General features: G+C 72.6%; 23 protein-coding genes and 1 pseudogene. 8 read left to right on the top strand and 16 right to left on the bottom strand.

Annotation, left to right across the window (positions count from 1 at the left end; genetic code table 11):
- The 6 genes and pseudogenes from ACH34T_RS33020 to ACH34T_RS32995 form a co-directional block, all read right to left on the bottom strand.
- A pseudogene (locus tag ACH34T_RS33020) lies at positions 1-791 on the bottom strand (hypothetical protein); the annotation flags it as partial.
- Between the two features lie 3 nt (positions 792-794).
- Complete coding sequence (locus ACH34T_RS33015; protein ID WP_396024864.1) at positions 795-938, bottom strand: DUF6760 family protein; 144 nt, start codon at positions 936-938, stop codon at positions 795-797.
- Positions 935-1,303, bottom strand: coding sequence for a hypothetical protein (locus ACH34T_RS33010; RefSeq protein WP_396024863.1), 369 nt, complete (start codon positions 1,301-1,303; stop codon positions 935-937). The genes ACH34T_RS33015 and ACH34T_RS33010 overlap by 4 nt, the downstream gene beginning before the upstream one ends.
- Positions 1,304-1,338: 35 nt before the next feature.
- Complete coding sequence (locus tag ACH34T_RS33005; RefSeq protein ID WP_396024861.1) at positions 1,339-1,788, bottom strand: phage tail protein; 450 nt, start codon at positions 1,786-1,788, stop codon at positions 1,339-1,341.
- A 44-nt stretch (positions 1,789-1,832) separates the two neighbouring features.
- Complete coding sequence (locus tag ACH34T_RS33000; RefSeq protein ID WP_396024860.1) at positions 1,833-3,395, bottom strand: phage tail sheath family protein; 1,563 nt, start codon at positions 3,393-3,395, stop codon at positions 1,833-1,835.
- A 165-nt stretch (positions 3,396-3,560) separates the two neighbouring features.
- Positions 3,561-4,427 carry a toxin glutamine deamidase domain-containing protein gene (locus tag ACH34T_RS32995; RefSeq protein WP_396024859.1) on the bottom strand — a complete coding sequence of 289 codons (867 nt, stop codon included), beginning with the start codon at positions 4,425-4,427 and terminating at the stop codon, positions 3,561-3,563.
- A 429-nt stretch (positions 4,428-4,856) separates the two neighbouring features.
- Here ACH34T_RS32995 and ACH34T_RS32990 point away from each other — a divergent pair, with 429 nt between their 5' ends.
- Together ACH34T_RS32990 and ACH34T_RS32985 are read left to right on the top strand one after the other, a co-directional pair.
- Entirely contained in the window at positions 4,857-5,495 is a 639-nt protein-coding gene (locus ACH34T_RS32990) for a DUF4157 domain-containing protein (protein ID WP_396024858.1), read from the top strand.
- A gap of 123 nt (positions 5,496-5,618) precedes the next feature.
- Positions 5,619-7,076, top strand: coding sequence for a hypothetical protein (locus ACH34T_RS32985; protein WP_396024857.1), 1,458 nt, complete (start codon positions 5,619-5,621; stop codon positions 7,074-7,076).
- A gap of 59 nt (positions 7,077-7,135) precedes the next feature.
- Here the strand turns inward: ACH34T_RS32985 and ACH34T_RS32980 are convergent, their stop codons facing one another.
- The 6 genes from ACH34T_RS32980 to ACH34T_RS32955 form a co-directional block, all read right to left on the bottom strand.
- Positions 7,136-9,142 carry an ATP-binding protein gene (locus ACH34T_RS32980; RefSeq protein WP_396024856.1) on the bottom strand — a complete coding sequence of 669 codons (2,007 nt, stop codon included), beginning with the start codon at positions 9,140-9,142 and terminating at the stop codon, positions 7,136-7,138.
- Positions 9,139-9,753, bottom strand: coding sequence for a DUF4255 domain-containing protein (locus tag ACH34T_RS32975; RefSeq protein WP_396024855.1), 615 nt, complete (start codon positions 9,751-9,753; stop codon positions 9,139-9,141). Before ACH34T_RS32975 ends, ACH34T_RS32980 begins: the two co-directional genes overlap by 4 nt.
- Entirely contained in the window at positions 9,753-10,367 is a 615-nt protein-coding gene (locus ACH34T_RS32970) for a LuxR C-terminal-related transcriptional regulator (protein WP_396024854.1), read from the bottom strand. Before ACH34T_RS32970 ends, ACH34T_RS32975 begins: the two co-directional genes overlap by 1 nt.
- A gap of 4 nt (positions 10,368-10,371) precedes the next feature.
- Positions 10,372-11,814, bottom strand: coding sequence for a peptidase inhibitor family I36 protein (locus ACH34T_RS32965; RefSeq protein ID WP_396024853.1), 1,443 nt, complete (start codon positions 11,812-11,814; stop codon positions 10,372-10,374).
- Between the two features lie 273 nt (positions 11,815-12,087).
- A complete protein-coding gene (locus ACH34T_RS32960) occupies positions 12,088-12,813 on the bottom strand; it encodes an anti-sigma factor domain-containing protein (protein ID WP_396024852.1) in 726 nt (241 codons plus the stop codon).
- On the bottom strand, positions 12,810-13,406 hold the full coding sequence (locus ACH34T_RS32955; RefSeq protein WP_396024851.1) for a sigma-70 family RNA polymerase sigma factor: 597 nt from the start codon (positions 13,404-13,406) through the stop codon (positions 12,810-12,812). Before ACH34T_RS32955 ends, ACH34T_RS32960 begins: the two co-directional genes overlap by 4 nt.
- A gap of 93 nt (positions 13,407-13,499) precedes the next feature.
- Between ACH34T_RS32955 and ACH34T_RS32950 the strand changes: the two genes are divergently transcribed.
- The 3 genes from ACH34T_RS32950 to ACH34T_RS32940 all read left to right on the top strand — a co-directional run bounded on the left by ACH34T_RS32950 (position 13,500) and on the right by ACH34T_RS32940 (position 15,803).
- Entirely contained in the window at positions 13,500-15,098 is a 1,599-nt protein-coding gene (locus ACH34T_RS32950; protein WP_396024850.1) for a molybdopterin-dependent oxidoreductase, read from the top strand.
- Positions 15,099-15,171: 73 nt separating this feature from the next.
- Complete coding sequence (locus ACH34T_RS32945; protein WP_396024849.1) at positions 15,172-15,390, top strand: hypothetical protein; 219 nt, start codon at positions 15,172-15,174, stop codon at positions 15,388-15,390.
- Positions 15,387-15,803, top strand: coding sequence for a fasciclin domain-containing protein (locus ACH34T_RS32940; protein ID WP_396024848.1), 417 nt, complete (start codon positions 15,387-15,389; stop codon positions 15,801-15,803). The genes ACH34T_RS32945 and ACH34T_RS32940 overlap by 4 nt, the downstream gene beginning before the upstream one ends.
- Before the next feature lie 56 nt (positions 15,804-15,859).
- Here the strand turns inward: ACH34T_RS32940 and ACH34T_RS32935 are convergent, their stop codons facing one another.
- The 3 genes from ACH34T_RS32935 to ACH34T_RS32925 are packed head-to-tail and all read right to left on the bottom strand — an operon-like array spanning position 15,860 to position 19,127.
- The gene (locus ACH34T_RS32935; protein WP_396024847.1) at positions 15,860-17,095 is read right to left on the bottom strand and encodes a hypothetical protein; all 1,236 of its coding nucleotides are present in this window, start codon (positions 17,093-17,095) and stop codon (positions 15,860-15,862) included.
- Between the two features lie 24 nt (positions 17,096-17,119).
- On the bottom strand, positions 17,120-17,971 hold the full coding sequence (locus ACH34T_RS32930; protein WP_396024846.1) for a phosphate/phosphite/phosphonate ABC transporter substrate-binding protein: 852 nt from the start codon (positions 17,969-17,971) through the stop codon (positions 17,120-17,122).
- A gap of 10 nt (positions 17,972-17,981) precedes the next feature.
- Positions 17,982-19,127: an acyl-CoA dehydrogenase family protein gene (locus tag ACH34T_RS32925; RefSeq protein ID WP_396024845.1), complete on the bottom strand. Its 1,146-nt coding sequence runs from the start codon at positions 19,125-19,127 to the stop codon at positions 17,982-17,984.
- A 319-nt stretch (positions 19,128-19,446) separates the two neighbouring features.
- Here ACH34T_RS32925 and ACH34T_RS32920 point away from each other — a divergent pair, with 319 nt between their 5' ends.
- Both ACH34T_RS32920 and ACH34T_RS32915 read left to right on the top strand, forming a co-directional pair.
- Positions 19,447-20,076, top strand: a complete 630-nt coding sequence (locus tag ACH34T_RS32920; protein WP_396024844.1) for a ClpP family protease — start codon at positions 19,447-19,449, stop codon at positions 20,074-20,076.
- The gene (locus ACH34T_RS32915; protein ID WP_396024843.1) at positions 20,073-20,675 is read left to right on the top strand and encodes a ClpP family protease; all 603 of its coding nucleotides are present in this window, start codon (positions 20,073-20,075) and stop codon (positions 20,673-20,675) included. Before ACH34T_RS32920 ends, ACH34T_RS32915 begins: the two co-directional genes overlap by 4 nt.
- Before the next feature lie 10 nt (positions 20,676-20,685).
- Here ACH34T_RS32915 and ACH34T_RS32910 read toward each other — a convergent pair whose 3' ends face one another.
- Positions 20,686-21,150, bottom strand: a complete 465-nt coding sequence (locus ACH34T_RS32910) for a helix-turn-helix domain-containing protein (protein ID WP_396024842.1) — start codon at positions 21,148-21,150, stop codon at positions 20,686-20,688.
- Positions 21,151-21,354: 204 nt separating this feature from the next.
- Between ACH34T_RS32910 and ACH34T_RS32905 the strand changes: the two genes are divergently transcribed.
- Positions 21,355-22,410 (top strand): FecCD family ABC transporter permease, encoded by a 1,056-nt coding sequence (locus ACH34T_RS32905; protein ID WP_396024841.1) that lies wholly within the window; start codon positions 21,355-21,357, stop codon positions 22,408-22,410.
- Positions 22,411-22,449 lie beyond the last annotated feature (39 nt).

The following is a 22,449-nucleotide window of genomic DNA, read 5'->3' as shown; positions in this document are numbered from 1 at the left end:
GTAGCAGGGGGGTGCGGAGGGGTGGGGGGCTGCGGCCCGGCGGGGGGCTGCGGTCCTGCGGACGGCAGCGGTCCGTCCTCCCCCCGACCGCTTTCCGCCGGGCCGCTCTCCGCCGGGGGCGGCGGAGGAGTGACCGGAGCCGCGCGGCGAGCGGGGTGCGCCGCTCTGGGAGTGCGCACGGCTCCGGAAGTCGTCTTGCGCTGGACGGGGCGCGCGGCGGTCCGCGGTGCGGGTGCCGGGGCGCTCGTGTCGCTGCGCGGTGCAGAGGTGTCGGGGGCGTCGGGGACGCTGGGTTCGGCGTCGCTTGGCGGGATGCTCGTGGGCGGGCTCGGATCGTCGTGCTGGGCTGGGCTGCGTTTCGGCGGACGCGGCTCAAGCGCACGGATCTTGCGGGACGGACGGTCCACGCCACGGGCGACGGTCAGGGGAGACGAACGCCGCGGTGGCTCTGGCCTGGTCTCCGGAGGCGGCGAGGCCGCGGGTAGAGGCTGCGGCATCGCGTGCAGGGGCAGGGCCGTTCCGGCAAGGCGGAGCGGGTCCCCGATGACGCCGCCCGGGCCGTCCAGGCTGATCTGGCGGGCGATCTCTCCCGAGAGGGACGGGACCTGCCAGGTGGCCAGGGTCGCGCCGAAGGCGGGGTCGGCGATCGTGCCCATCGTGGACGGACGGCCCGGCGGCGGCACGGCACGCCAGCCGCCGCCGGGACCGCCCGGACCGCCCCGCCCACCGGGGACGTCAGGGCCCGCCGCCGGCCGGAATCGGCGGCGGGAGATCAGGTCGCGGATGCCCATGGGTCAGCCGCTCACCAGGGAGGCGATGTGGGTGACGTACCGGCGCCGGTCGGGGTGCTCCAGGTCCAGGATCTCCTCGCGGGACCAGTGGAAGTGGTACGCGATGTACCCGATCTCCCGGTGCAGGGCGTCCGGCGGGTACGTCACGATTCCCCCAGGCGGCTCCCGGCGAGATCCACCTCGAAGGATTCCGCGCAGGATGGGCAGGCCACGGTCGCCAGCGTGTGGCCCTCGGCGTTGATCTGACGGTAGAAGTCCTGCAGGAACGCCAGATCGGAGGCGAACATGCCCTCCACGACCCCGTCGTGCACCTGCGGGACGGAGCCCAGCCGGGTGATGACCCGGGCGAGCAGCACCACCGAGAGGTAGGGCGGGTTCTCCCGGACGCGGACGTCCTGCAGCGGGATCAGCTCGTCCTTGGCCGTGGCCAGGCGCATCGCGCCCTCGCGGTGGACGGTCCCGCTCTCGTCCACGTATCCGCGCGGGAGTTCGAAGGTGAACTCGGTCCGCATCCGAACCGAGTCCACGGTGGGGGCAGAACGGCGCATCAGCTCTCTTCGATCTTCATCTCTTCGTAGGTGATGGTGATCGTCTCGGTGACCGCCGAGGTGCTGCCGGCCTCCAGATCGTCGAACTGCTGGTCGCTGCACCAGGCGTTGCGCAGGTTGAAGCGCCGGACGGGATTGCTCTGGTAGTCCATCTGGATGATGGTGGCGTTCTTGCGGGCCGAGCTCATGTCGCCCTCGAACGAACTCTTGATCCATTCGGAGAACACCGTGCTGCCCGTCGTGGCGCGGACGACCTGGCATTCCCCGGCCTGCGGGACGCCGGGGAGTTTCCCGGTGGTCGGCTTGCCCTGGGCCGAGTTCTGCTTGAACTCGATGACGTCCTGCTTCTGGCCGAGCCCGCTGACCTTCTGCAGATATTCGACCATCACGCCGTCGATCTGCAATCCGAAATTGTGCGCCGCCGCGGAATCCTGTTTGTCGAAAGTCATGATTTCCTCTCCTGTTCAGTGCCGTTTCCAGTAGCCGGGACGGCCTATTCCTCCAGCTCCCCGCCGCCGGAGATCTGGGCCACCCGGAAGATCACGAATTCGGCGGGCTTGACGGGCGCGACGCCGATCTCGCAGACCACGCGGCCGAGGTCGACCGACTCGGGCGGGTTGGTCTCGTCGTCGCACTTGACGTAAAAGGCCTGATCCTCGGTGGCGCCGAACAGGGCCCCGTCCCGCCACTCGGTGACGAGGAAGGCGGAGATGTTGCGGCGGATCCGCGCCCACAGTTCGTGGTCGTTCGGCTCGAACACCACCCATTGGGTGCCGATCAGGATCGACTCCTCCAGGTAGTTGAAGTAGCGGCGGACGTTCAGGTACCGCCAGGCCGGGTCGGACGCGAGCGTCCGCGCGCCCCACACCCGCACGCCGCGGCCGGGGAACGAGCGGATGCAGTTCACGCCGACCGGGTTGAGCAGGTCCTGCTCGCCCTTGGTGACCTGGAGGCCGAGGTCCACGGCACCGCGGACGACCTCGTTGGCGGGGGCCTTGTGCACGCCGCGCTCGGCGTCGCTGCGGGCCCAGATCCCGGCCATGTGGCCGCTCGGCGGGACCAGCCCGGTCGTCCCGGACGACGGGTCGAAGACCTTGATCCACGGGTAGTAGAGGGCGGCGTAGCGCGAGTCGTACCCGGCGGTGTCCTGCCGCCACTCGTGGATCTCGCGGGCGTTCAGCCCGGGCGGCGGGTCGATGATCGCGACCCGGTCGCCCATCAGCTCGCAGTGCGCGATCATGCCGAGTTGGACGGCCTTGACGCCCTCCAGGTCGATGGCGCCGCGCTGGTAGGCGCTCATCAGGTCCGGCGCGGCGACCATGGTGACCGCGTCGAGGGCCTCCAGGCCGCCGAAGCCGGTGCGGTCGGCGGTGTCGCCGAGGTAGTGCTCGGGCGTGATCGCCGCGCCGTCGGCGGTGGGCGCGGGCGGCGCCGCCGGGACGGCCAGCGTCACGCTCTGGTTGTCCGGCCTGGCCGGCTGCCCGGCGGCCGCGGCCTCGGTGAGGGTGATGAGCTTCGAGCGCTCCTTCACCTGCGTGACGATGTAGGTGCGGGTGTTCTTCTTGGTCGACACGTTGAAGCTCTCCGCCGCCGTGCCGTCGACCTTGACGACCAGCTTGAACCGGTCGTCGGCCTTCTCGCCGCCCTTGTCGCCGCCGTCGATGTCGGCGACCTCCACCTCGATCGTCCCGGCCGCCGCGGACGGGACGGCCGCGACGCTGAACCCGCCGAGCCGTGCGGGCGCCGGCGCCGCCAGTTCCTTGGGCGCGGCGCCGTTGCCGTCCTGCGCCGTCGCCCCGCCCACCCGGACGACGTAGCAGGTGGTGCCGCCGTTGTTGAAGAACCCGTACACGGCGTGGGCGAGGTAGCAGCCCTCGGCGAAGTCCCCGAACGCGGCCACGTACTGCGACCAGTTCGTGACCAGCACCGGCTCGTTCAGCGGGCCTGCCGGAGCGAACCCGACGAAGGCGCCCACCGACGTCCCCACCCCCTCGATCGGGCGGGACCCGCTGGCCACCTCCTCGACGTAGACGCCGGGCGACAGATACGTGGGCATTGGCAGCTACTCCCCGTTAGGACGGCTTGGACCTACCAGAAACCCTGCCGCCCGGCCGCGCCGCCCGGAACGTCCGTTCGTCCCGTCCGGAGGGCACCCTCCGCTGCCCGGAACGCCACCGGCGCACGGCCGCACGGCGATGGACGGCACGTTGACCGGCCTGGCTCAGGGGCCGGGGGCGAGCGCCGTGGGGTGGGGCGCCGGCGCATCGACCGCTTCGAACTGGGGGCTGAGCGTGATCGTCAGGAAGGTAGTGCCCTGGTACAACGGATCGGACACCTTGACCTTCCCCCGCTGGGCGTCGACCCAGACGATGCTCCCCAGGTGGTTGACACCGCAGACCGCGTGAGCCGCCCCGCCCGGCCGGTCGAACAGCACGACGGACGCGGCGCCGTGCCCCACCCTCTCCAACCGGGTCCTCACGGTGTCCCACACGTCCGCCGACCCGCCCGAGGGCGACTGGTCATCGTCGTACTTCCACCTGGTGGCCAGCCAGGTCGCCGTACGCGCGTTGGCGTCCGCTTCCAGATCCCGGTCCGTGGTGCCGTGGACCCCGACGGCCACGGTGGGGTTGCCCGACCAGGAGGCGAGGAAGCTGCGCGCCGCGTCGACGCAGTTGCGGCGGTAGGCGTCAGCATGGCGCAAGGGATTGATCGCTTGCACCCATGGCGCGGCCTCCTGCTCCCCGCCGAGGACAGGGGCGCCGGTGCCCTGGGCTCTCTGAAGCTGCGCGTTCAGCGGGCCGGTGAGGACGGAGCCGAAAACGACCGGGTCGGGAAACTGCTGGAAGTCGCGGTTCTGGTCCCTGGGGAAGACATTCTCCAGGCGCTGCTGGTCCTGCATATTGGGTCGCATGAGAGTGCCGGGGGTGGTGCCGTAGTTTCGATCGCTGTTCGTCAGTGCCCGCTGCACGGGCAGGCCGTGCGCGTGTTCGTGGTCGGCGCCGTGGTCGTCCCGCTGTGCCTCCAGCGACTGCGACACGGCCGCGTTACCGGCCGAACGCTGGAGGGCCAGGACTCCCGCCGCGTCCATGGGACGGCCGGGGAGCGCCGGGTTCGCGTGTTCCGGGCCTGGCGCGGCGGCGGAATCCTGTGCGCGATCCTGTGCGCGCGGACGCGAGGGCCCGCGCGCACCTGACCGGGATCGTTCTAGCCATTCATTGACGCGCATCGCGATTCTGCCTTTCTCCCCGGAGACCTACCTCCCGGCCGAGGCAATCACAAGGGCCGAGACGCCGACGGGACCGAAGGCGCGCTATCACGGGCACCGCTCATTGCCCGACCGGACACGATCGCGGCCCGAAGCCGCTGCCCCGGGGCCTGACCGCGGGGCAGCCGCGGGAGCCGTTGCCTGTTCGGGCAGTTTCCGGTGCCGGGTTGTTTGTCCTCGGGTTCCTTCACAGGGGCCGAAGCACGGTCCAGTTTGAGGTGACGGTGGCACCCGTGGGGAAAGGAGCGCGCTGTGCGCGAGCAGAAGGATCGGCGGGACGACGGCAAGGCTCGCCGGACACCGGCGGACGCCAAGCAGCGGGCCCGTACCGATGAGGCCATGGCGAAGGTCGTTCCGGGCGCCGCGCCGTCTCCGGGGTCGGTCATGGCGTTGCAGCGGCTGGTCGGCAACGCCGCGGTGGCGCGTATGGTCTCCGCCCAGCGCCAGGCCGACCAGGGTTCTGACGAGCCGGGTTCTGACGAGCACGCACCGGCCGTCCAGCGCCAGCGGGTCGAGAAGGTGCTGCGGTCGTCGGGACGGCCGATGGAGGAACCCGTCCGCGCCGAGATCGAGGCACGCACGGGCGCGTCCCTCGGCCATGTCCGCGTGCACACCGACGCCAACGCGCACCAGGCCGCCGAGTCGCTCCACGCGGAGGCGTTCACCTCGGGGTCGGACATCGCCTTCCGCCGCGGGAACTACGACCCGCACTCCACGTCCGGCATGCACCTGATCATGCACGAGGCGCTCCACGCCATCGACAACCAGACCAAGCCGGCGACCGGATTCGACAACGGCCAAGGCCTGCTCCTGACCGACCCGGCGGGAAAGACGGAAACGGACGTCGACGCCGAAAGCAGGGCCCTCCTCAGCAAGCCCCTTCCCCATTAGCACCCGGTCGCGGATTCCCCGCGACGCCCCTGTGCCGCGTGTCATCGGGGGCAGGGAGGTGTGCACGCGCGGGTGCACCGGCGGCCGTTCTCGGGAGGGGCGCGGACGCATAGCGTCCGGTCAGTGAGCATCTGGACTTCTCTTGATCCGGCGTCCGCGACCGTGGATCCCGGCGCCGCCGCGACCGTGACGCTGCGGCTGCGCAACACGACCGACCTGGTGGAGGAGTACCGCGTCGCGGTCGCCGGCGTGCCCGCCGTGTGGGCCGAGGTCGAGCCGCGGACGCTGCGCCTCTACCCGGGGACGACCGGTACGGCCGAGATCACCTTCCGGCCGCCCCGCACCCCGGACGCGACGGCAGGCGGCCACCCGTTCGCGGTGGAGGTCGTCCCGACCGAGCAGCCGGACGACAAGACCGTCGTGGAAGGGCATCTGACGGTCACGCCGTTCACCGAGGTGCGGGCGGAGCTGCTGCCGCACACCGTGCGCGGACGGTTCCGCGGCAAGCCCAAGTTCGCCGTGGACAACCTCGGCAACACCCGGCTGACCGCGTCGCTGACCGGCAAGGACAACAGCGGGCAGCTCGGCTTCGAACTCCATCCCGCGAACGTGCAGGTGGAGCCGGGCCGGGCCGCGTGGGTGCAGGGACGTGTCAAGCCGGGCTCCATCGCCTGGTTCGGGCAGCGCGAGTCGCACCCCTACACCGTGAACGTGATGCGTTCCGGAGTGGAGCCGGTCGAGGTCGGGGGCGTGTTCGTCCAGCGGGCGGTCATGCCGCGCTGGCTGCTCGGCTTCCTCGGGGTGCTGGTGGCGGCCAGCTTCGCGTTCACCATCGCGTGGTTCACCTTCAGGCCCGACTTCGGCTCGAAGGCGCGCGACGGCGGAATGGTCCCGGTCGGGAACCCGCTCACCCTCCCGGACGGCCAGAAACCGGCCAAGGCCCCCGCCCCCGACCAGGAACCGCGTAAAGCTCCCCCCGCCCCGCCCGCCGGTGCCGGAGGCAACGAGCCCGAAGGCGGAAGCGAGGGTCAGGAGCGTCAGCTCGGCGGTCCCGGGCACCGGCTGCTCTACTTGAGCAAGGCCTCTCCTTGGCCCGACCCGCCGGAACCGGGCGAGCAGCCCGCCACCTGGCCTTTCCCCGTCAAGAGCCCAGGCTTCGAGCAGGTCGGCGACGAATGGAAATGCACGTGGAGTTCGGTGCGGTACACGCTCTGCGGCATGAAGGACTCCTACAACCCCGAAAGCACGACGACCTTCGACTTCTGGGTCCGCTCCAACGGCGATCCCAACGCGAGCATCTCGGTGATCTTCGACTGGAACTTCGACGGCGACAAGGAGGTGCTCCAGCGCCGCGAGGTCTTCAAGGCGTTCAAACTCCAGCCGAACCAGGAATGGCAGAAGTACACCGAGGAGGTCGGCCTGGAATTCGCCGAGGGCGAGGACTTCCGCGACATCAACGGCGGCAAGCTGAGCGTCGGCTTCTGGGTCAGGTCGGGCGAGTCCCCGATCGAGGTGCGCTCGAACGTGCCGCTGGACCAGGATCAGATCTCCGCCATGCGCATCCCCTACGACCCCCGCTGACGGCACGGCCCGCACGGCCCGACGACCCCACGGCCCACCGGCCCGACCGGGCAGGACGGCTAGATGGCGGCCGTGGGGATGTCGCCGGGGAGCAGGCGGCCGAGCTTGCGGTATTCGCGGCGCGCTCCGGCGAGGAGGTCGTCCATGGAGACCGGGCGTCCGGCCGCGGCCGCCAGGTAGCCGGCCGTGACGGCCGCGCTCCGGATCGCGCCGCCCGCCAGCTCGAACTCCCGCGCGCAGCGGTCGAGGTCGACGCCGCCGTCCACCGGGACGGGCGGGGCCAGGCAGTGCTCCCACAGCGCCCGGCGCTGCGCCGGGTCGGGGAACGGGAAGTCGATGACCAGGTCGAGGCGCCGGGTGAAGGCGTCGTCGATGTTGGCGCGCAGGTTGGTGGTAAGGACCGCGATCCCGCCGAACGACTCCAGCCGCTGCAGCAGGTAGGCGCTCTCCAGGTTGGCGTACCTGTCGTGGGAGTCCTTGACGTCCGAGCGCTTGCCGAACACGGCGTCGGCCTCGTCGAACAGCAGGACGGCGTCCATCCGGTCCGCCTCGGTGAAGATCCGCTCCAGGTTCTTCTCGGTCTCGCCGATGTACTTGTCGACGACGGCGGGCAGCTCGACGACGTACAGGTCCAGGCCGAGTTCGGCGGCGAGCACCTCGGCGGCCATGGTCTTGCCGGTGCCGGACTCCCCGGCGAACAGCGCGACCACGCCGCGGCCCCGTCCGCCGCCGCTGCGCAGCCGCCACTCGCCGAGCACCCGGTCGCGGTGCCGGGCCCGCTGGACGAGCTCGCGCAGCCGCCCGCCCGGCTCGGCGGGCAGGACGAGATCGTCCCAGCCGACGGCGGGCACGATCCGCCTGGCGTGCTTGTGCAGGCCGCCGGCGTTCTGCAGCCGCGCCCCGCGGTACAGGTGCGCGGCCGACAGGGGGACGCCGTCGAGCGCGGCGTGGTCGAGCGCCGCCCGGACCGCGCGCCGGACCTGGTCCGCGGAGAAGCGGTAGGTGGCGGTGGCCGCGTCCAGGTCGAAGGCGAGGCCGTCCGGGTCGGGCAGTTCCGCGCGCCAGGCGCCGGTCGCGTGCTCCCCCGCCGGGACGTCCAGGACCAGCGGCTGCGTCTCGCTCCACCCCGGGTCGAACGGCTGCGGCCCCGCCAGCAGCACCGGGACGTTCGCGGACGCGTCCGCGAAGGCCCGCAGCAGCGGCCCGCCGTCCGGGAACGGACCGGCCACGACGGCCGCGCCCCGCAGCGTCGCCTCCCGCAGGACGGACGGAACCAGCTCCGCCGTCAGCCGCTCAGGATCGGTCGCCAGCACGGCCAGCCCGGCGGCCGCCGCCGCGGCGCGCGCCACCGCGACTCCCACGCCTGCCCGGGCCTCATGCAGGTAAACCAGCGGGGAATCGTCCTCCCGCAACCGCCCCGCCAACCCGTCCAGGCCCGATGGCACACCCCCACCGCGGTCGTCGTCGAGGCGCGCGATGCCGGTGAGGTCGTCGTCCAGGGCGTCGTCGCCGAGGAGGAACGCGGCGACCCGGTCGGGGACGAACAGTCCCCGGCTCAGAAAGGGACGGTCGGCGTCCTGCGTGACGACGAGCCTCCCCGCGACCAGCGGCGCCCCCGCCGCGAACCGGGCGCGGCCGTGCGCCGACGTCACGGGGACGCCCCACAGGTCCAGGGCGAGCCCGACGGTGGCGCGGCGGCGGCTCACATCGTCGTTGAGGTAGCCGTACAGCGGCTCGAACGAGCGGTCCAGGTCGGGTGCGAGCGCGGCGAGCAGGATCTCCAGGTCGAGGTCGGTGAGGCCGAACGCCCCGGCGAGCCGGTGCAGGCGCGTCCCGGCACCGACGGCGTCCGCCAGGTCGGCGAGGGCCCGCTCGTAGTCCGGGTCGCGGGCGGGTCCGGGGCCCGGCCCGGCGGCGAGCCGCCGGGCCGTGCCGTCCGGGACGTACAGCCCGCGGTACTCGTCCCCGGCGGACGGATCCGCCGCGGACCGCTCCGCGACCAGCCGCCGCACGCGGGCGCGCAGCAACTCGATCCGGGCCAGCAGGTAACCCGTGGAGTCGGTCACGCCAGCGACTTCCGGCGGATCTCCACCACCTTGGACGCGCTCTCGCGCACCTTCACCTCCACCTCCGTGACCGGCGGCTTGGCGTCGAGGTCCGGCGGCACCGGGAACGGCGCGAGGACGACGACGTCCAGCGACGGCTTCAGCTCACCGCCGAGCGCCGACCACAGATCGGTGATCGACCGCGGCTCCGCGGGCGGCACACCCACGGTGACCGGGACGGCGCTCCCCGCCGTGGCCAGCAGCCCGTCGGCGGGCAGCATCTCCGCGGGCAGGGTGTCGTGCCGCAGCAGGCAGCCGAGGACGGCCGACAGCAGCCGATGCTCGTCCTCGGGCTGCTTCGTCCAGGCGCTGACCAGGTAGGACAGGCGGTAGGTGCGGGGCGGCTGCCGGTATCCGGCGACGCGTCCGTCCTCGTCGTGCACGCGGACCGGCCCGAGCTCCCGCCGCCCCATGTCCTCCCGGACGTCGTAGAGATAGACGTTGATCGTCGGGATGTTGCGCCGCGCCGCCCACTCGCGGGTCGGCGCGTCGAAGACCAGCTGGACGTCGCCGCCGGAAAGCGCGCGGGTCCGCAGCAGGGTGCGCAGCGCGTCGTCCACTTCGTGGAGCATCAGATGTAGCCCTCCCGCAGGGCGTAGGCGACGGCATGGGCGCGGTTCCGCAGCTGGAGCCGGGTCATCAGGCCGTGCAGGACGTTCTTGACGGTTCGCTCCGAGTAGGCGAGCTTCCCGGCGATCTCGGACGTGTCGAGGCCGTCCGCGATGAGGCAGAGCACCTCGCGCTCCCGGTCCGCCAGCCCGGTGGCGGTGGCCAGGCCCCGGGCGTTCGCGCCGCGCTGGATGCGGCCGACCTGCTTCAGCAGGCGGCCCTGGAGGTCCGGGGGCAGGCTGCCGTTGCCGCCCGCCGCCGCGACCACGGCCCGGACGATACCGTCCGGCCGCGCCTCGCGCCGCCACAGCATCGCCACCACACCGCACTCCACGACCTCCAGCAGGTGCGCCTCCTTGAGGTCGCTGACGATCAGGACCGGACGGGCCCCGACCGACCGCGACAACCGCCGCAGCACCTTCTTGACCTGCTCGTCCACGGTCTCGGCGACGACCACGACGACCACGGCGTCGGACTCCTCGACCAGGCTCAGCTCGGGACGGCCGCGCACCCCGCCGACCACCCCTTCGTAGGTGATGGGGTCGGGCGCGTGCACGGCGAACGGAATCCTCTGCATCACGTCACTCCCCTCCGGCCGCGGGCACATCGGAACCTGCGGAAGCCGCGGAAGCGGCGGAAGAATCATCGGAGCCGGAGCCGGTGCCGGAAGGCGCGGAGGGGCCCTTGGCCAGTAGGTCGGTGGGCGGGACGATCGATCCGCCGAACCGCACCCGCCAGATCGTCCCGGCGCCGTTCGTGCGCCCGACCGCGACGACCGCGGATCCGGGCGGGGTCTTGTCGGGCACTTCCATGCCGTCGTTGATGAACACCACGCGCCCGCGCTCGGTCCCGGCCTCGGGTTCGATCGTCGCCTCCAGCGGGAAGCCCACCATCCGCACCCGGACGGACCAGTGCCACGGGTCCTCCCGCAGCCGCCGCGCCATCTCGACGGCGGCCTTGCGCGCGGCCTTCCGGTTGCCCGTCAGCGCGATCGGCCCCGGAAGCGCGGCGAGGTTCACCCACATGCCGGGCCGAACGGCGGCGAGCAGCGGGTAGGGGGCGGCGGGGTCGACGTCCTCGGTCAGCTCGTCGATGTCGGTGACGGACAGGTGCCAGCGCAGCCCGCCCGGCGCGACCCGCCACGGCTGCGGGGCGTTCCCGTCGGCGGCGGCCAGGTGCAGCGTCACCTCGGCGGCGTCGATCGTCACCGCGCGCACCTTCGGCACGTCCCGCTTCTCCTGGTCACAGTCGATCGCCAGGAGCAGCAGCGCGGTGTGGACGCGTCCGGCCGCGCCCGCGTCGGTGGCGGTGCGGGGCACCGGGACGGCGGGGCGCCGCCGGCGGCCGACGATCCACCCGCCGATCCCCAGCGCCAGGAGCGTGGCGACCACACCGCCGATCGCGGCCACGGCGCCCCACGCGACGCCGCCGGACTCATCACCGGCGGACTTGGTCGCGGACGCGTTGACCGGCGGCGCGCTCGGGAGTTTCGGCTTCACGGCGTCCACGGGCGGGAGGGCGAGGCTCGGTGACGGGTCGGGCTCCTCGGTCTTCTTGGGCTGTTCCGTCGGGGTCGCCGTCTTCTCCGGCGTCGGGGCCGTGGCGGGGTCGGACTTCTTAGGTTTCGGCCGTCCGGCGCTCCCGGACCTGACGCACGCCGCACCGCTGGTGGGATGGACGCGCAGGGAACTGACACCCGGACCAATCATGCTCATCGACGAATGGGGCGGCAGGCACGCCATTAACCCCTTGAAATCAATGTCGTCGTACAAGCCGAGGAAGCTGCCGCTTCTATTGCTCACCGAACGGGTTCCGTCGTTGAAGAACCACCAGTCCCCGTCCATCTTCAGGTCGGTGTCGCCGTTGTTGGTGCCGATCAGCCCGCCGCCGTCCTCCAGGTTCGGCTTTCCGTACAGGCACCAGAAACCGTCATTGTCGCGGCACGGCACATCAGCCCCCGCATCGGCCCGCACGCTCGGCGGCGGACCGACGACAGCGGCGGCGACGAGAAGCGCACCGAACACCGCACCTGCTCTCAGCAAATGGCGCGTCGATGCGTTCTGCACGCGCCGCCCCGCCCTCGCCTCCGCCCCAACCTCGTGCGTCACCGCGATCCCATGTCGACTCATAGCGACAAGACTCGCGAAACTCATCGGCCACCCGAATCCCCGGAGGCTACCCAATCGCCAGTACAGCCTGCTATACCTGACCGACGATTCCGCAGTTCAGCACCGCCCCCGCACAAAACCCCACTCACCGCTTATGTTCGGTCACCATAATGGTCGGTCAAACTGAGCTCAGGTCAGGTCGAGGGTGAGAATCGGAGCATTGGTCGGCTGGTGGGAACCGCCGGACCGCTCCACGGTGACGCCGAGGCTCCGGGCGTTACCGAGCCCCTCCGCGACGACCGGGCGGGACGTGCTCGACGCGTCCAGCGTCCCGGCGGAGCGCGGTGCGGCCGGGCCGAGCCACCACAGCTGGTAGGTCTTGTCCGGGGGCAGGGGCCACAGCCGCGACGTCGTGACGACCGCCCGGTTCAGCGTCCGGGACGACACGACCGTGAGGGTGGCGGTGTCCTGGACGCGGACGGTGGACGTGCGGGCGTCCGGCGCGGCCATCACCACGGTGACCTGCCGGTTGAGGGCCTGCGCGCGGTCGGCTTGGCGGTGGAAATGGGCCGCGAGACCGCCGCCGGTCAGCGCCAGCACGAGACAGGCCGCCGCGGCGAGCCACGCCAACCCGGTCGGCCCGCCCGGCCCCCGGCGGGAAGGCGGCAGGCGGCGGCCGAGCGGCGGGGGCGACTGCCGCGTCCGGGCGATCTCGGCGAGGACGCGTCCGCGCAGCGCGTCCGGCGGGCGGCGGGCGGCGGCCAGCGCCAGCCGGGTCGTGGTCTCGCGGAGCCCGGCGACCTCGTCCGCGCAGCCGGCGCAGCCGGACAGGTGACGCTCGAAGCGGCGCTGCTCGACGCCGGTGAGGGCGTCCAGCGCGTAGGGGGCGGCGAGGTCGTGCGGATCGCGGGTCATGGCCGCACTCCCAGGCAGTCGCGCAGCCGGATGAGCCCGTCGCGCATCCGGGTCTTGACGGCGGGCAGGCCGACGCCGAGCAGCTCGGAGACCTCGCGGTAGGTGTAGCCGCCGTAGTAGGCCAGCGTGATCGATTCGCGTTGCGTCTCGGTCAGGCCGCGCATGCAGCGGCGCACCTGCTGGTGCTCCAGCCGGGTGCCGACCTGCTCGGCGACGTCGTCGTAGTCGGGGGCGGGCGCGGGCGTGCGCTCCTCGCGGTCCCGGTCGGCCTGGCTGGAACGGACCCGGTCGACGGCGCGGCGGTGCGCGACGGTCAGCGCCCACGCCATCGCGGTGCCGCGCTCCGGCCGGTAGTGCGACGCCTTGCGCCACAGCTCGACCAGCACGTCCTGTGCGACCTCCTCGGCCTGGGCCGGGTCGCGGACGACCCGCAGCGCCACCCCGTACACCGGGCCCGACAGATGCTCGTAGACCTGCGCGAACGCGTCCTGGTCGCCGCGCGCGACCCGGCCGAGAAGCTCGGCCAGGTCGGGCGGCGGCGCGTCGCCGTGCGGCCACCGGGGAGAGCCGCTCGCCTGATCCTTCGTCTCCACGTTCCTGATTCGGAGCCGGCGGCCGGAAGGATGGGTCCGAAGACCGGTGAAAATTCGACCCATCCGCCGGCCGTCCGGCCCCGAACGCCCGGTGTGAGAGGCGAACGAGCGACCGGGCCGCTGCGGTGGGTGACCGCCGCGCTCCGAGGGCTGCTGGCCGCGGCGGCCGCGATGGGCACGGCGGAGTTGGTGGCCGGTGCGCTCGGACGCGCCACGGCCTCGCCGCTGCTCGCGGTCGGCGCGGGCTTCATCGACCTGACGCCCGCGTGGCTCAAGGACTTCGCGATCCGCCGGTTCGGCGAGAACGACAAGACGGTGTTGCTGGCCGGGCTCGGCGCCGGGGTCGCGGCGGCGGCGATGGGCGTCGGGCTGCTGGGCCGGAAGCGCCTGATCCGGGGTGTGATCGGGCTGGCCGCTTTCGGGCTCGTCGGCGCCGCCGCCGCGCTGACCAGGCCGACGGCCCGTCCTGCCGACGTGCTCCCGTCGGTCGCCGGTGCGCTCGCCGGGATGGCGGCGCTGATCCTGCTTGAGCGCGGCGTCCGCGCCACGCGACTCGCCGCTACGACGGGCGGCGGTGAGACGGCTCGCGGTGAGGCGGCTCCGCCGGCTTCGCCGTCCGGTACGGGGATCGGTCGGCGGCGAGTGCTGCTGACCGGTGCCGGAGTGGCGGGCGTCGCCGCGGCCGGCGGCAGCGTGGGGCGGATGCTGCTGCGCCGCGGCGACGGCTCGTCCGTCCGGGCGGGGGTGCGGCTGCCGGATCCGGCGAGCCCGGCGCGTCCGGTGCCGGTGGGCGCGCAGGTACGGGTACCGGGGACGACGCCGTTCCGGACGACGAGCCGCGATTTCTACCGGGTCGACACCGCGCTCGTCCTGCCGCAGGTCGGCCCGCGCGACTGGACGCTGCGCATCCACGGAATGGTGGCGCGCCCGGTCGAGCTGTCGTTCGACGACCTGCTGCGGCAGGCGCTGATCGAGCGCGACATCACGCTGACGTGCGTGTCCAACCAGGTCGGCGGGGACCTGGCGGGCAACGCCCGCTGGCTGGGCGCGCCGCTCGCGCCGCTGCTGCGCAGGGCCGGGATCGTCGGCGGCGCGGACCAGGTGCTGTCCCGCTCGTCCGACGGCATGACGCTGTCCACCCCGCTGGACGTGATCCTGGACGGGCGCGACGCCCTCCTCGCCATCGGCATGAACGGCGACCCGCTGCCGATCGCGCACGGCTTCCCCGCGCGGATGGTGGTCCCCGGCCTGTACGGCTACGTGTCCGCCACCAAATGGGTCGTCGACCTCAAGGTCACCCGCTTCGCCACCGACCAGGCCTACTGGACGAGACGCGGCTACGCCGAACGAGCCCCGATCAAGACGTTCTCCCGCATCGACGTGCCGAGGCCGCTCGCCCGCCTCAAGTCCGGACGCGTCGCCGTCGCGGGCACCGCATGGGCCCAGCACCGCGGCGTCGACGCCGTCGAATGGCAGGTCGACGACGGCCCGTGGCGGGAGGCGCGGCTCGCGCCCGTCCCCGGCCCGGACACCTGGCGGCAATGGGTCGCCGAGTGGGACGCCACGCCCGGCGCCCACACGCTGCGCGTCCGCGCCACCGACGGCACCGGCGCCACCCAGCCCGCGCGCCGCGCTCCCCCGTCCCCGGACGGGGCCACCGGCCGCCATTCGGTGGTGGTCACCGCCACCTGACCCGACCCCGACCGGCCTGCCGACCGCTTTCCCAAAGACCGACGGTTTCACCCCGACAGCAAGGAGACCGAACATGAACCGCACACGGATCGCCGCCGCCATGATGGCCGCCGCGGCACTGACCACCGGGCTGTCCGCCTGCTCCGGCGACGACGGCGGCGCGGCCGACGAGGCGGCGCCGAGCTCGGCCGCGCCGTCCAGCACGGCCGCCGCCGCGCCCGTGACCGACACGCCGTTCGGCCCGGGCTGCTCCGCCGTCCCCCGACCGGGGAGGGCAGCTTCAGCGGCATGACGACCGACCCGGTCGCGACCGCCGCGTCCAACAACCCGGTCCTGTCCACGCTGGTCGCGGCGGTGAAGCAGGCCGGTCTTGTGGACACGCTGAACTCGTCCAAGGACATCACCGTGTTCGCGCCCACCGACGACGCGTTCAAGAAGATCCCGAAGGCGACGCTCACCAAGGTGCTGGCCGACAAGAAGGCGCTCACCGGCATCCTCACCTACCACGTCGTCGGCCAGAAGATCGCGCCGGACGCGCTCGCCGCCGGCGACTTCACGACCCTGCAGGGCGCCGCGCTCAAGACCACCGGGTCGGGCCAGTCCTTCACGGTCGGGACCGGCAACGCCTCGGTGGTCTGCGGGAACGTGAAGACCGCGAACGCGACCGTCTACATCATCGACACCGTCCTGATGCCGCCCGCCTGATCCGGCGGCGTCCGCGCCCGGACGGCCGGGCCCCTCCCCGGACCCGGCCGTCCGGCTCACATGAAGTTGCGCGTGTGGAGGGCCGACAGATCGGCGGCCTCGTCGGCCGGAAAGCCGAGCCGGATAAGGCGGTGCTGGCGTCCCTCGTCCATTTCCTTCTGGAGTTCCCGCACTTCTTCGTAACCGCGTCCGATTGCTTCGGGCGTCCATTCTCCGGCGGCCAGCGTGATCAGTGAGTCGTACACGTCCTGGTTCAGCCCGGCGGATTCGACGAGCGCGTCATGGCGGCGTTCTATCGCGGTCCGCAGCCGGGACCGCAGGGACGGGTCGACCGCCGACTGGTGCTGAAGGTGCGCCACCCCGAACGCGACGTGCCGCGCCTCGTCCTGCCGCGCCAGCCGCGTCACCTGGCGCGTCACCGGATCGGGCGCGTGCCGGTCAAGGAAGGTCAGCAGGTTGAGGAAGCTGCCCTCGCCCAGCACCGAGAGCAGGAACGAGGCGAGCGAGAAGTCCGGCTCGGCGACCAGGGTGGCCAGCGATTCCCGTCCGCTCACCGACGACGTGCCCATCGCGCCGCCTTTCAGCAGCGCCCGCCGCGTGAACACCTCGACGTGCCGGGCCTCGTCCGCCGCCTGGACGGCGAGCAGTTGCAGAACCTCGCGGAAATGCGGATGGATCCGGCTCAGCAACCGCGCCGGGACGACCAGCGCGGCCTGCTCGTTCTCGACCAGAAAGGTCATGATCTGGACGACGGCCCGCTCGATATCGGACGGCACCTCGAAATCGGCGCCCCAGTCGACGGCCTTTTCCGGATCCCATTGCGCGGAGGCGGCATTGGCGTAGAGCGCGGGCGCGATATCGGCCCAGACGAGATCGCGGTCGGCGAGGTCGAAGCCGAGCCGCGGCCCGCCCGGCTCCACCAGCGCGCCGCGGGCCGCCAGCCCCCAGTGCGGCGCGGGCCTGCGGTCGACTCCGCCGGGCCTGGGGTCGCCGGCCCGTTCCGCGTCCGACCAGCGGTCGAGGTCCGCCCGGCCGCGGACGACGTACGCCCGCACCGAACCACCCTCGCTGCTGCCGTCGCGGTCGTCGCGGTCGTCCGGCAGCCGCACGCGGTGCCCCAGGGGCCGGCACCACGCCTCCAGATGGACGATGATCGCCGGATTGCGGCCGCTCACCGCCAGCTCCGCGCCCGGGGCCAGACCGCGCAGGGCGCGCTGGACGAGCAGATGCGCACCCCGCTCGAACCCGAGCTCCCCCAGGTCGACGAAAGGCACGTCCCGTCCCGCGCTCATGACCGAACCCTGGCGGTCATGGCTTCATGGGCGGTAGTCGGCGGCGGTCAGCGCGCCGTCCGGGCCGTAGAAGGCCGCCTCGTCGACGGCGCGTTCCAGCGACGCGTAACCGCTCGTCCGGCCCGGCTCCCAGGCGGTCAGCCCCTCCAGGTCGAACAGCGGCCTGACCTGCGGGTCCGCGTAGGACATCGAGCGGAGCAGCGCGTCGAGCCTCGCCACGTCCGCGCGGGACGCGCCGTCGACGACGGTGAGGTTGCAGTGGTCGTACGGCGGCGTCCGCGCGATGATCCGGGTGGCGCCCGCCGGAAGCGTGCCCTCCCGCCCGAACAGCAGATGGTTGGCGTCGATCATGCAGGCCGCCGCGACCTCGCCCGCCATCAGCGCGCGGGCGGCGTCGCGCTCGCCGCCGATGTGGTCGCCGTGCAGGCCGACGCCGACGTCGAACCGCCGCTCGGTCACGTCCTCGCCCGGACGCAGGCCGGACGCCCGCAGGAACGAGCGCGGGATCAGCGTGCCCTGCGGGGAGTCAACCGCGCCCACGCCGACGGTCTCGCCCTTGAGGTCGGCGACGTCCTGGTACGGCAAGTCGGCGCGGACGACGACGATCGACGTCAGGTCACGGTCGGTGTCGCGCATCAGCAGCGGCGTGACCTCCCGGTTCCGGGCGGCCGCGAGACGGCGCGCGCGGATCCACGCGAGCGGCGAGTTCCAGGCGGCGTCGATGCGGCCCTCGACCAGGTCCTCCACCTGGCGTTCGTAGTTGGAGTACAGGACGAAGTCGAAATCGAAGTCGTGGTCGGTCAGCCAGGAGCGGAACCCGGCCCAGATGGTGACGACCTTGGGGTCGTAGGCGACGGAGCCCAGGACGAACGTCATCGCATCCTCCTCAGAGCAGCGGCAGGCCGAGAGCGGCCCGTCCGACGAAGTCCTGGAGCGCCTCGGTCGTCGGCGCCATGACGCGCGCGGCGAGGGCGTCCCTGAAGGAACGCTCCACCCCGAACTCCTTCCGGAACGCCGAGCCGCCGCACAGCCGCATGACGCCGTCCGCGACCTCCGGCGCCGCCTCCCCGGCCACGGCCTTCACCTGGAGGACGCGCAGCGTCGCGTCCTCCCTGCCCGTTTCGAGCGCGGTCAGGGTGTCGTCGAGGAAGGCCCTGACCCCGTCGGTCCGGGTGCGGAGGCTCGCGAAGGCGGCGCGGTGCATCGGCTGCTCGGCCAGCGTCTGGTCGAGATGGTCGAGCCGGGCGCCGACGAGATGGGCGGCGGCCTTGGCGACCAGGGTCTCCATGAGGCCGAGCGAGAACGCGGCGTTGAGCACGAGGAAATGCGGGAGCGCGGTCTGGAGCGCGATATCCAGTCCGGCACCGTCGGCGCCGAGCATGGCGTCCCTGGCGACCGGCACGGACTCGCCCGCGACGGGATTGGACCCGTTGCCGCGCAGGCCGAGCCCGTCGAACGGGCCCGCGACCGTGAGCCCAGGCGCGCCGCTCGGCACCAGCCACAGCGTCATCGGACCGTCGCCCTGGAGCGGACGGCTCGACCAGACGTAACTGTCCGCGTCGCCGGACGACGTGACCCAGCTCTTGCGGGCGTCCAGCCGCACCTGCCCATCGCCGTTGCCATTGCCGCCGCTGCCATCGGCGGAGGCGGTGCTCATCGGGGCCCAGAAGTGGCTGCGCGACCCCGCCTCGGAGAACGCGAGCGTGCTGAGGTGCTCGTCGCGGGCGATCGCCCGGCGCACGTCCTCGCTCCCGTGGACCTCGATGATCGCGGTCGCCGCGTAGTGCATGAGCAGCACCATCGCCGTCGAGCCGCAGGTGGATCCCAGCCGCTCGATCACGTGCGCGGCCGCCCGGAGCCCCGCTCCCCTGCCGCCGACCTCGGGCGCGCTGAGCAGCCCCAGCAGACCGGCCTTCGCCAGCGCGTCCACGCCGGCCTTGGGGAACGTTCCAGCACGATCGATCTCGGACGCCTGCGCGGCGACGGAGTCGTCGATCACGGCGGTCACGGCGTTCGCGTAATCGTAGGACATCGAGTCATCCTCCCCATGACAAGATCAGCGAGCCGCCGGAATCGCGCGGCCCCGCAGAATTCTTACAGCCCGCCGCCGCGCCCGACAAGGTCGTTTCCAAGACTAACTACTTATTCGCGGCGCCCCGGCGCGACCGCTCCGGCAGGCCACGCCCGCCGAAGATTCGCCCAAGCAGGCCCAGACTCACCCATACCGAACCGCCGGGTCTCCGGACGCCCATTTACTGATAAGCGCACATGTCACTTCTTGCTGCTGTGAGCGGATCCGCCGTGGGCAGATCCGGCTGTGACCGGTGCGCGCGTCCGCGCATTGTGAAGGCATGAGCGAGGAACAGAAAATCCCGTTGTTCAACGAACGGACGCGTAGCGAGCTCTACCAGCAGCGCGTCCTCGTCCTCGACGGCGTGCTCGACGACGACAACGGCACGCTGCTCGCCACGCAGCTGATCACCCTGGCGCGGGAGGATTCGTCGACCGACATCGCGCTGTGGATCCATTCGCCCGGCGGGTCGGTGCCGTCGATGCTCGCGATCCGCGACGTCATGCGGCTCATCCCGTGCGACGTGTCCACGGTGGTGCTCGGCATCGCCTACAGCGCCGGGCAGTTCCTGCTGTCGTCCGGGACCCGCGGCAAGCGCCGCGCGATGCCGCACGCCCGCGTGCTGATGCACCAGGGCTCCGCCGGGATCGGGGGCGCCGCCGTCGACATCGAGCTGCAGGCCAACGACCTGCGCCACACCCGCGACACGGTGCTCGGACTCATCGCCGACGACACCGGCCAGCCCCTGGAGCGGGTCTTCGAGGACTCGCTGCACGACCGCTGGTACACGGCGCGCGAAGCGCTCGACTACGGCTTCATCGACGCGATCGTCAGCGATCTCGACGAGGTCGTCCCGGCGAGCCGCCGCCGGGTCGGGCTCGGCGTCCCCTCGGAAGGAGCCGTCCGATGAGCACCTACACGATCCCGAACGTCATCGCGCAGCACCCCCGCGGCGAGCGGATCATGGACGTCTACTCGCACCTGCTCACCGAGCGGATCATCTATCTCGGCACGGCCATCGACGCGGGCGTCGCGAACGCCCTGGTCGCCCAGCTGCTCTACCTGGAAGCCGACAACCCGGACGGCGAGATCCAGCTGTACATCAACTGCGAGGGCGGGGACCCCAGCGCGATGCTGGCCGTGTACGACACGCTGCGCTACATCCGTCCGCAGATCGCGACGACCTGCGTGGGGCAGGCCGTCGCGGTGGGGGCCGTCCTCCTGGCCGCGGGCACTCCCGGGAAACGGGCCGCGCTGCCGCACACGCGCGTCGTCCTGCACCAGCCGCTCGGACAGGGCCGCGGCGCGATCCCGGACCTGATCCTCCAGGCGGACGAGGTCGTCCGCGTCCGCGCCGACATCGAGCAAATCCTCTCCCGGCACACCGGGCAGGACACCGCGACGCTCCGCACCGACACCGACCGCGACCGCGTGTTCACGGCGCGGACGGCGCTGGACTACGGCCTCATCGACCACGTGATCGATGAACGCCAGCCGATGCCCGCGTGAGCGAACCCGCTCAGGCGGCCAGGGCGTAGGCGGCCTGGCAGGTCACGCCCGCGGGCGCCGTCCGGGCGGGCGGGGCCAGGAGGGTCGTCGCGACCGCGAGCGTCAGGTCGCCGAGCGTCGTGTCCAGGGCGCCGGCGACCGCGGCGATCATCTCGCTCGACGGCTCCTTGACGCCGCGCTCCATCTCGGAGAGGTACTGCGGCGAGACCCCGGCGCGGCGGGACGTCTCGACCAGCGTCTCGCCGCGTTCGAGGCGCAGCCGCCGCAGGCAATGGCCGAGCGCGTCGCGCCACAGCGGCTCCGCCGCCTGCCCCGGCGCCGTCGGCGGGCGCGTCTCCTCCGTCGGCGGGCGCGTCCGCGTCGGATCCGCGGGCCGGGTCGGGGCCGGCGGCTCCTGCGTCGCGGTCGCCTGGCGCGGCGCCGGCTCGTGCGGCGTCTCGTCGGCGGTCATGAGCGGGCGGGTGATCTCGGCCATGCGCACATCGTAAGTCGGCGATGGCGCCGGGCCCTAGGCGTTCCGCCGACCGCAGAACCGGCGGTGGAGCGGTGGTGCGCGCGGCGAGCGGCGTCCCGAAGATCGGGGGTGGCGCGCGGCGGTCCGTCCGAATGAGGTTAGGCTCGCCTTATTTGCCGCCGTTTCGGAGGAAAATGTAGTGCTGGCCGGATTCGGCGGACGTGGATGAGCACGCTCACGGAGCAGCGGCCCGTGTCCCATGTCGTGGCGGCCCGCAGGCGGCGGGTCGTGGGACTGGGCGTGCTCGTGGCCGTCCTCCTGGTGGCGGGGGTGCTGTCGATGGTCGTCGGCGCGCGGGCGCTGAGCCTCCGCGAGGTCTGGCACGGGCTGTTCGCGGCGCCGGACCCCGACCAGCGGCTCACCGAGATCAGGCTCATCGTGCGGACCGTCCGGGCGCCCCGGACGGTGCTCGCGATCGTCGCGGGCGTCGCCCTGGGGATCGGCGGGGCGCTGGTCCAGGGGTGCACGCGGAACCCGATCGCCGACACGGGGCTGCTGGGGGTGAACGCGGGGGCCTCGTTCGCCGTCGTGTCGGCGGTGTCGCTGTTCGGGCTCGCGAATCCGTTCCAGTACGTCTGGTTCGCCTTCCTCGGGGCGGCCGTCGCGGGCGTCGTCGTGTTCGGGCTGGCGAGCGTCGGGCGCGGGGCCGGGAACCCGCTGACGCTCGCGCTGGCCGGGCAGGGGATCGCGGTGTTCCTGGCGGCGATGACCACGGCGGTCGCCCTGTCGGACAAGGCGTCGCTGAACGCGCTGCGGTTCTGGAACGCGGGCTCGGTCGCCGGGGTGAAATTCGACGTCATCTGGCCGGTGTCGGTGTTCATCGCGGCCGGGCTGGTGCTGACGGCGATCACGCTGCCCGCCGTCAACCTGCTCAACCTGGGCGACGACATCGCGCGCGGCCTGGGCGTGAACATCGCCCTCACCCGGACGGCCGGCATCGTCGCCATCACCCTGCTGGCGGGCGCGGCGACCGCGGCGTGCGGCCCGATCGCGTTCCTCGGGCTGATGGTGGCCCATGTCGCCCGGTATCTGACCGGGCCCGACTACCGCTGGCTGGTCCCGTACGCGGGGCTGCTCGGCGCCGTCGTCCTGCTGGTCTGCGACATCGTGGGACGCGTCGTCGTCCGGCCGGGCGAGCTGGACGCGGGCATCGTCGTCGCCCTCCTCGGCGCCCCGTTCTTCGCGGCCCTGGTCTGGCGCGGAAAGTTCAGGACCGCATGAACGGGAAGCTCGGGAACGCAGACGGGAAGCTCAGGACCG

The organism is Actinomadura sp. 9N215, assembly GCF_044326345.1.
Taxonomy (GTDB): Bacteria; Actinomycetota; Actinomycetes; order Streptosporangiales; family Streptosporangiaceae; genus Spirillospora.
This window is presented reverse-complemented; position numbering and strand designations above follow the sequence as displayed.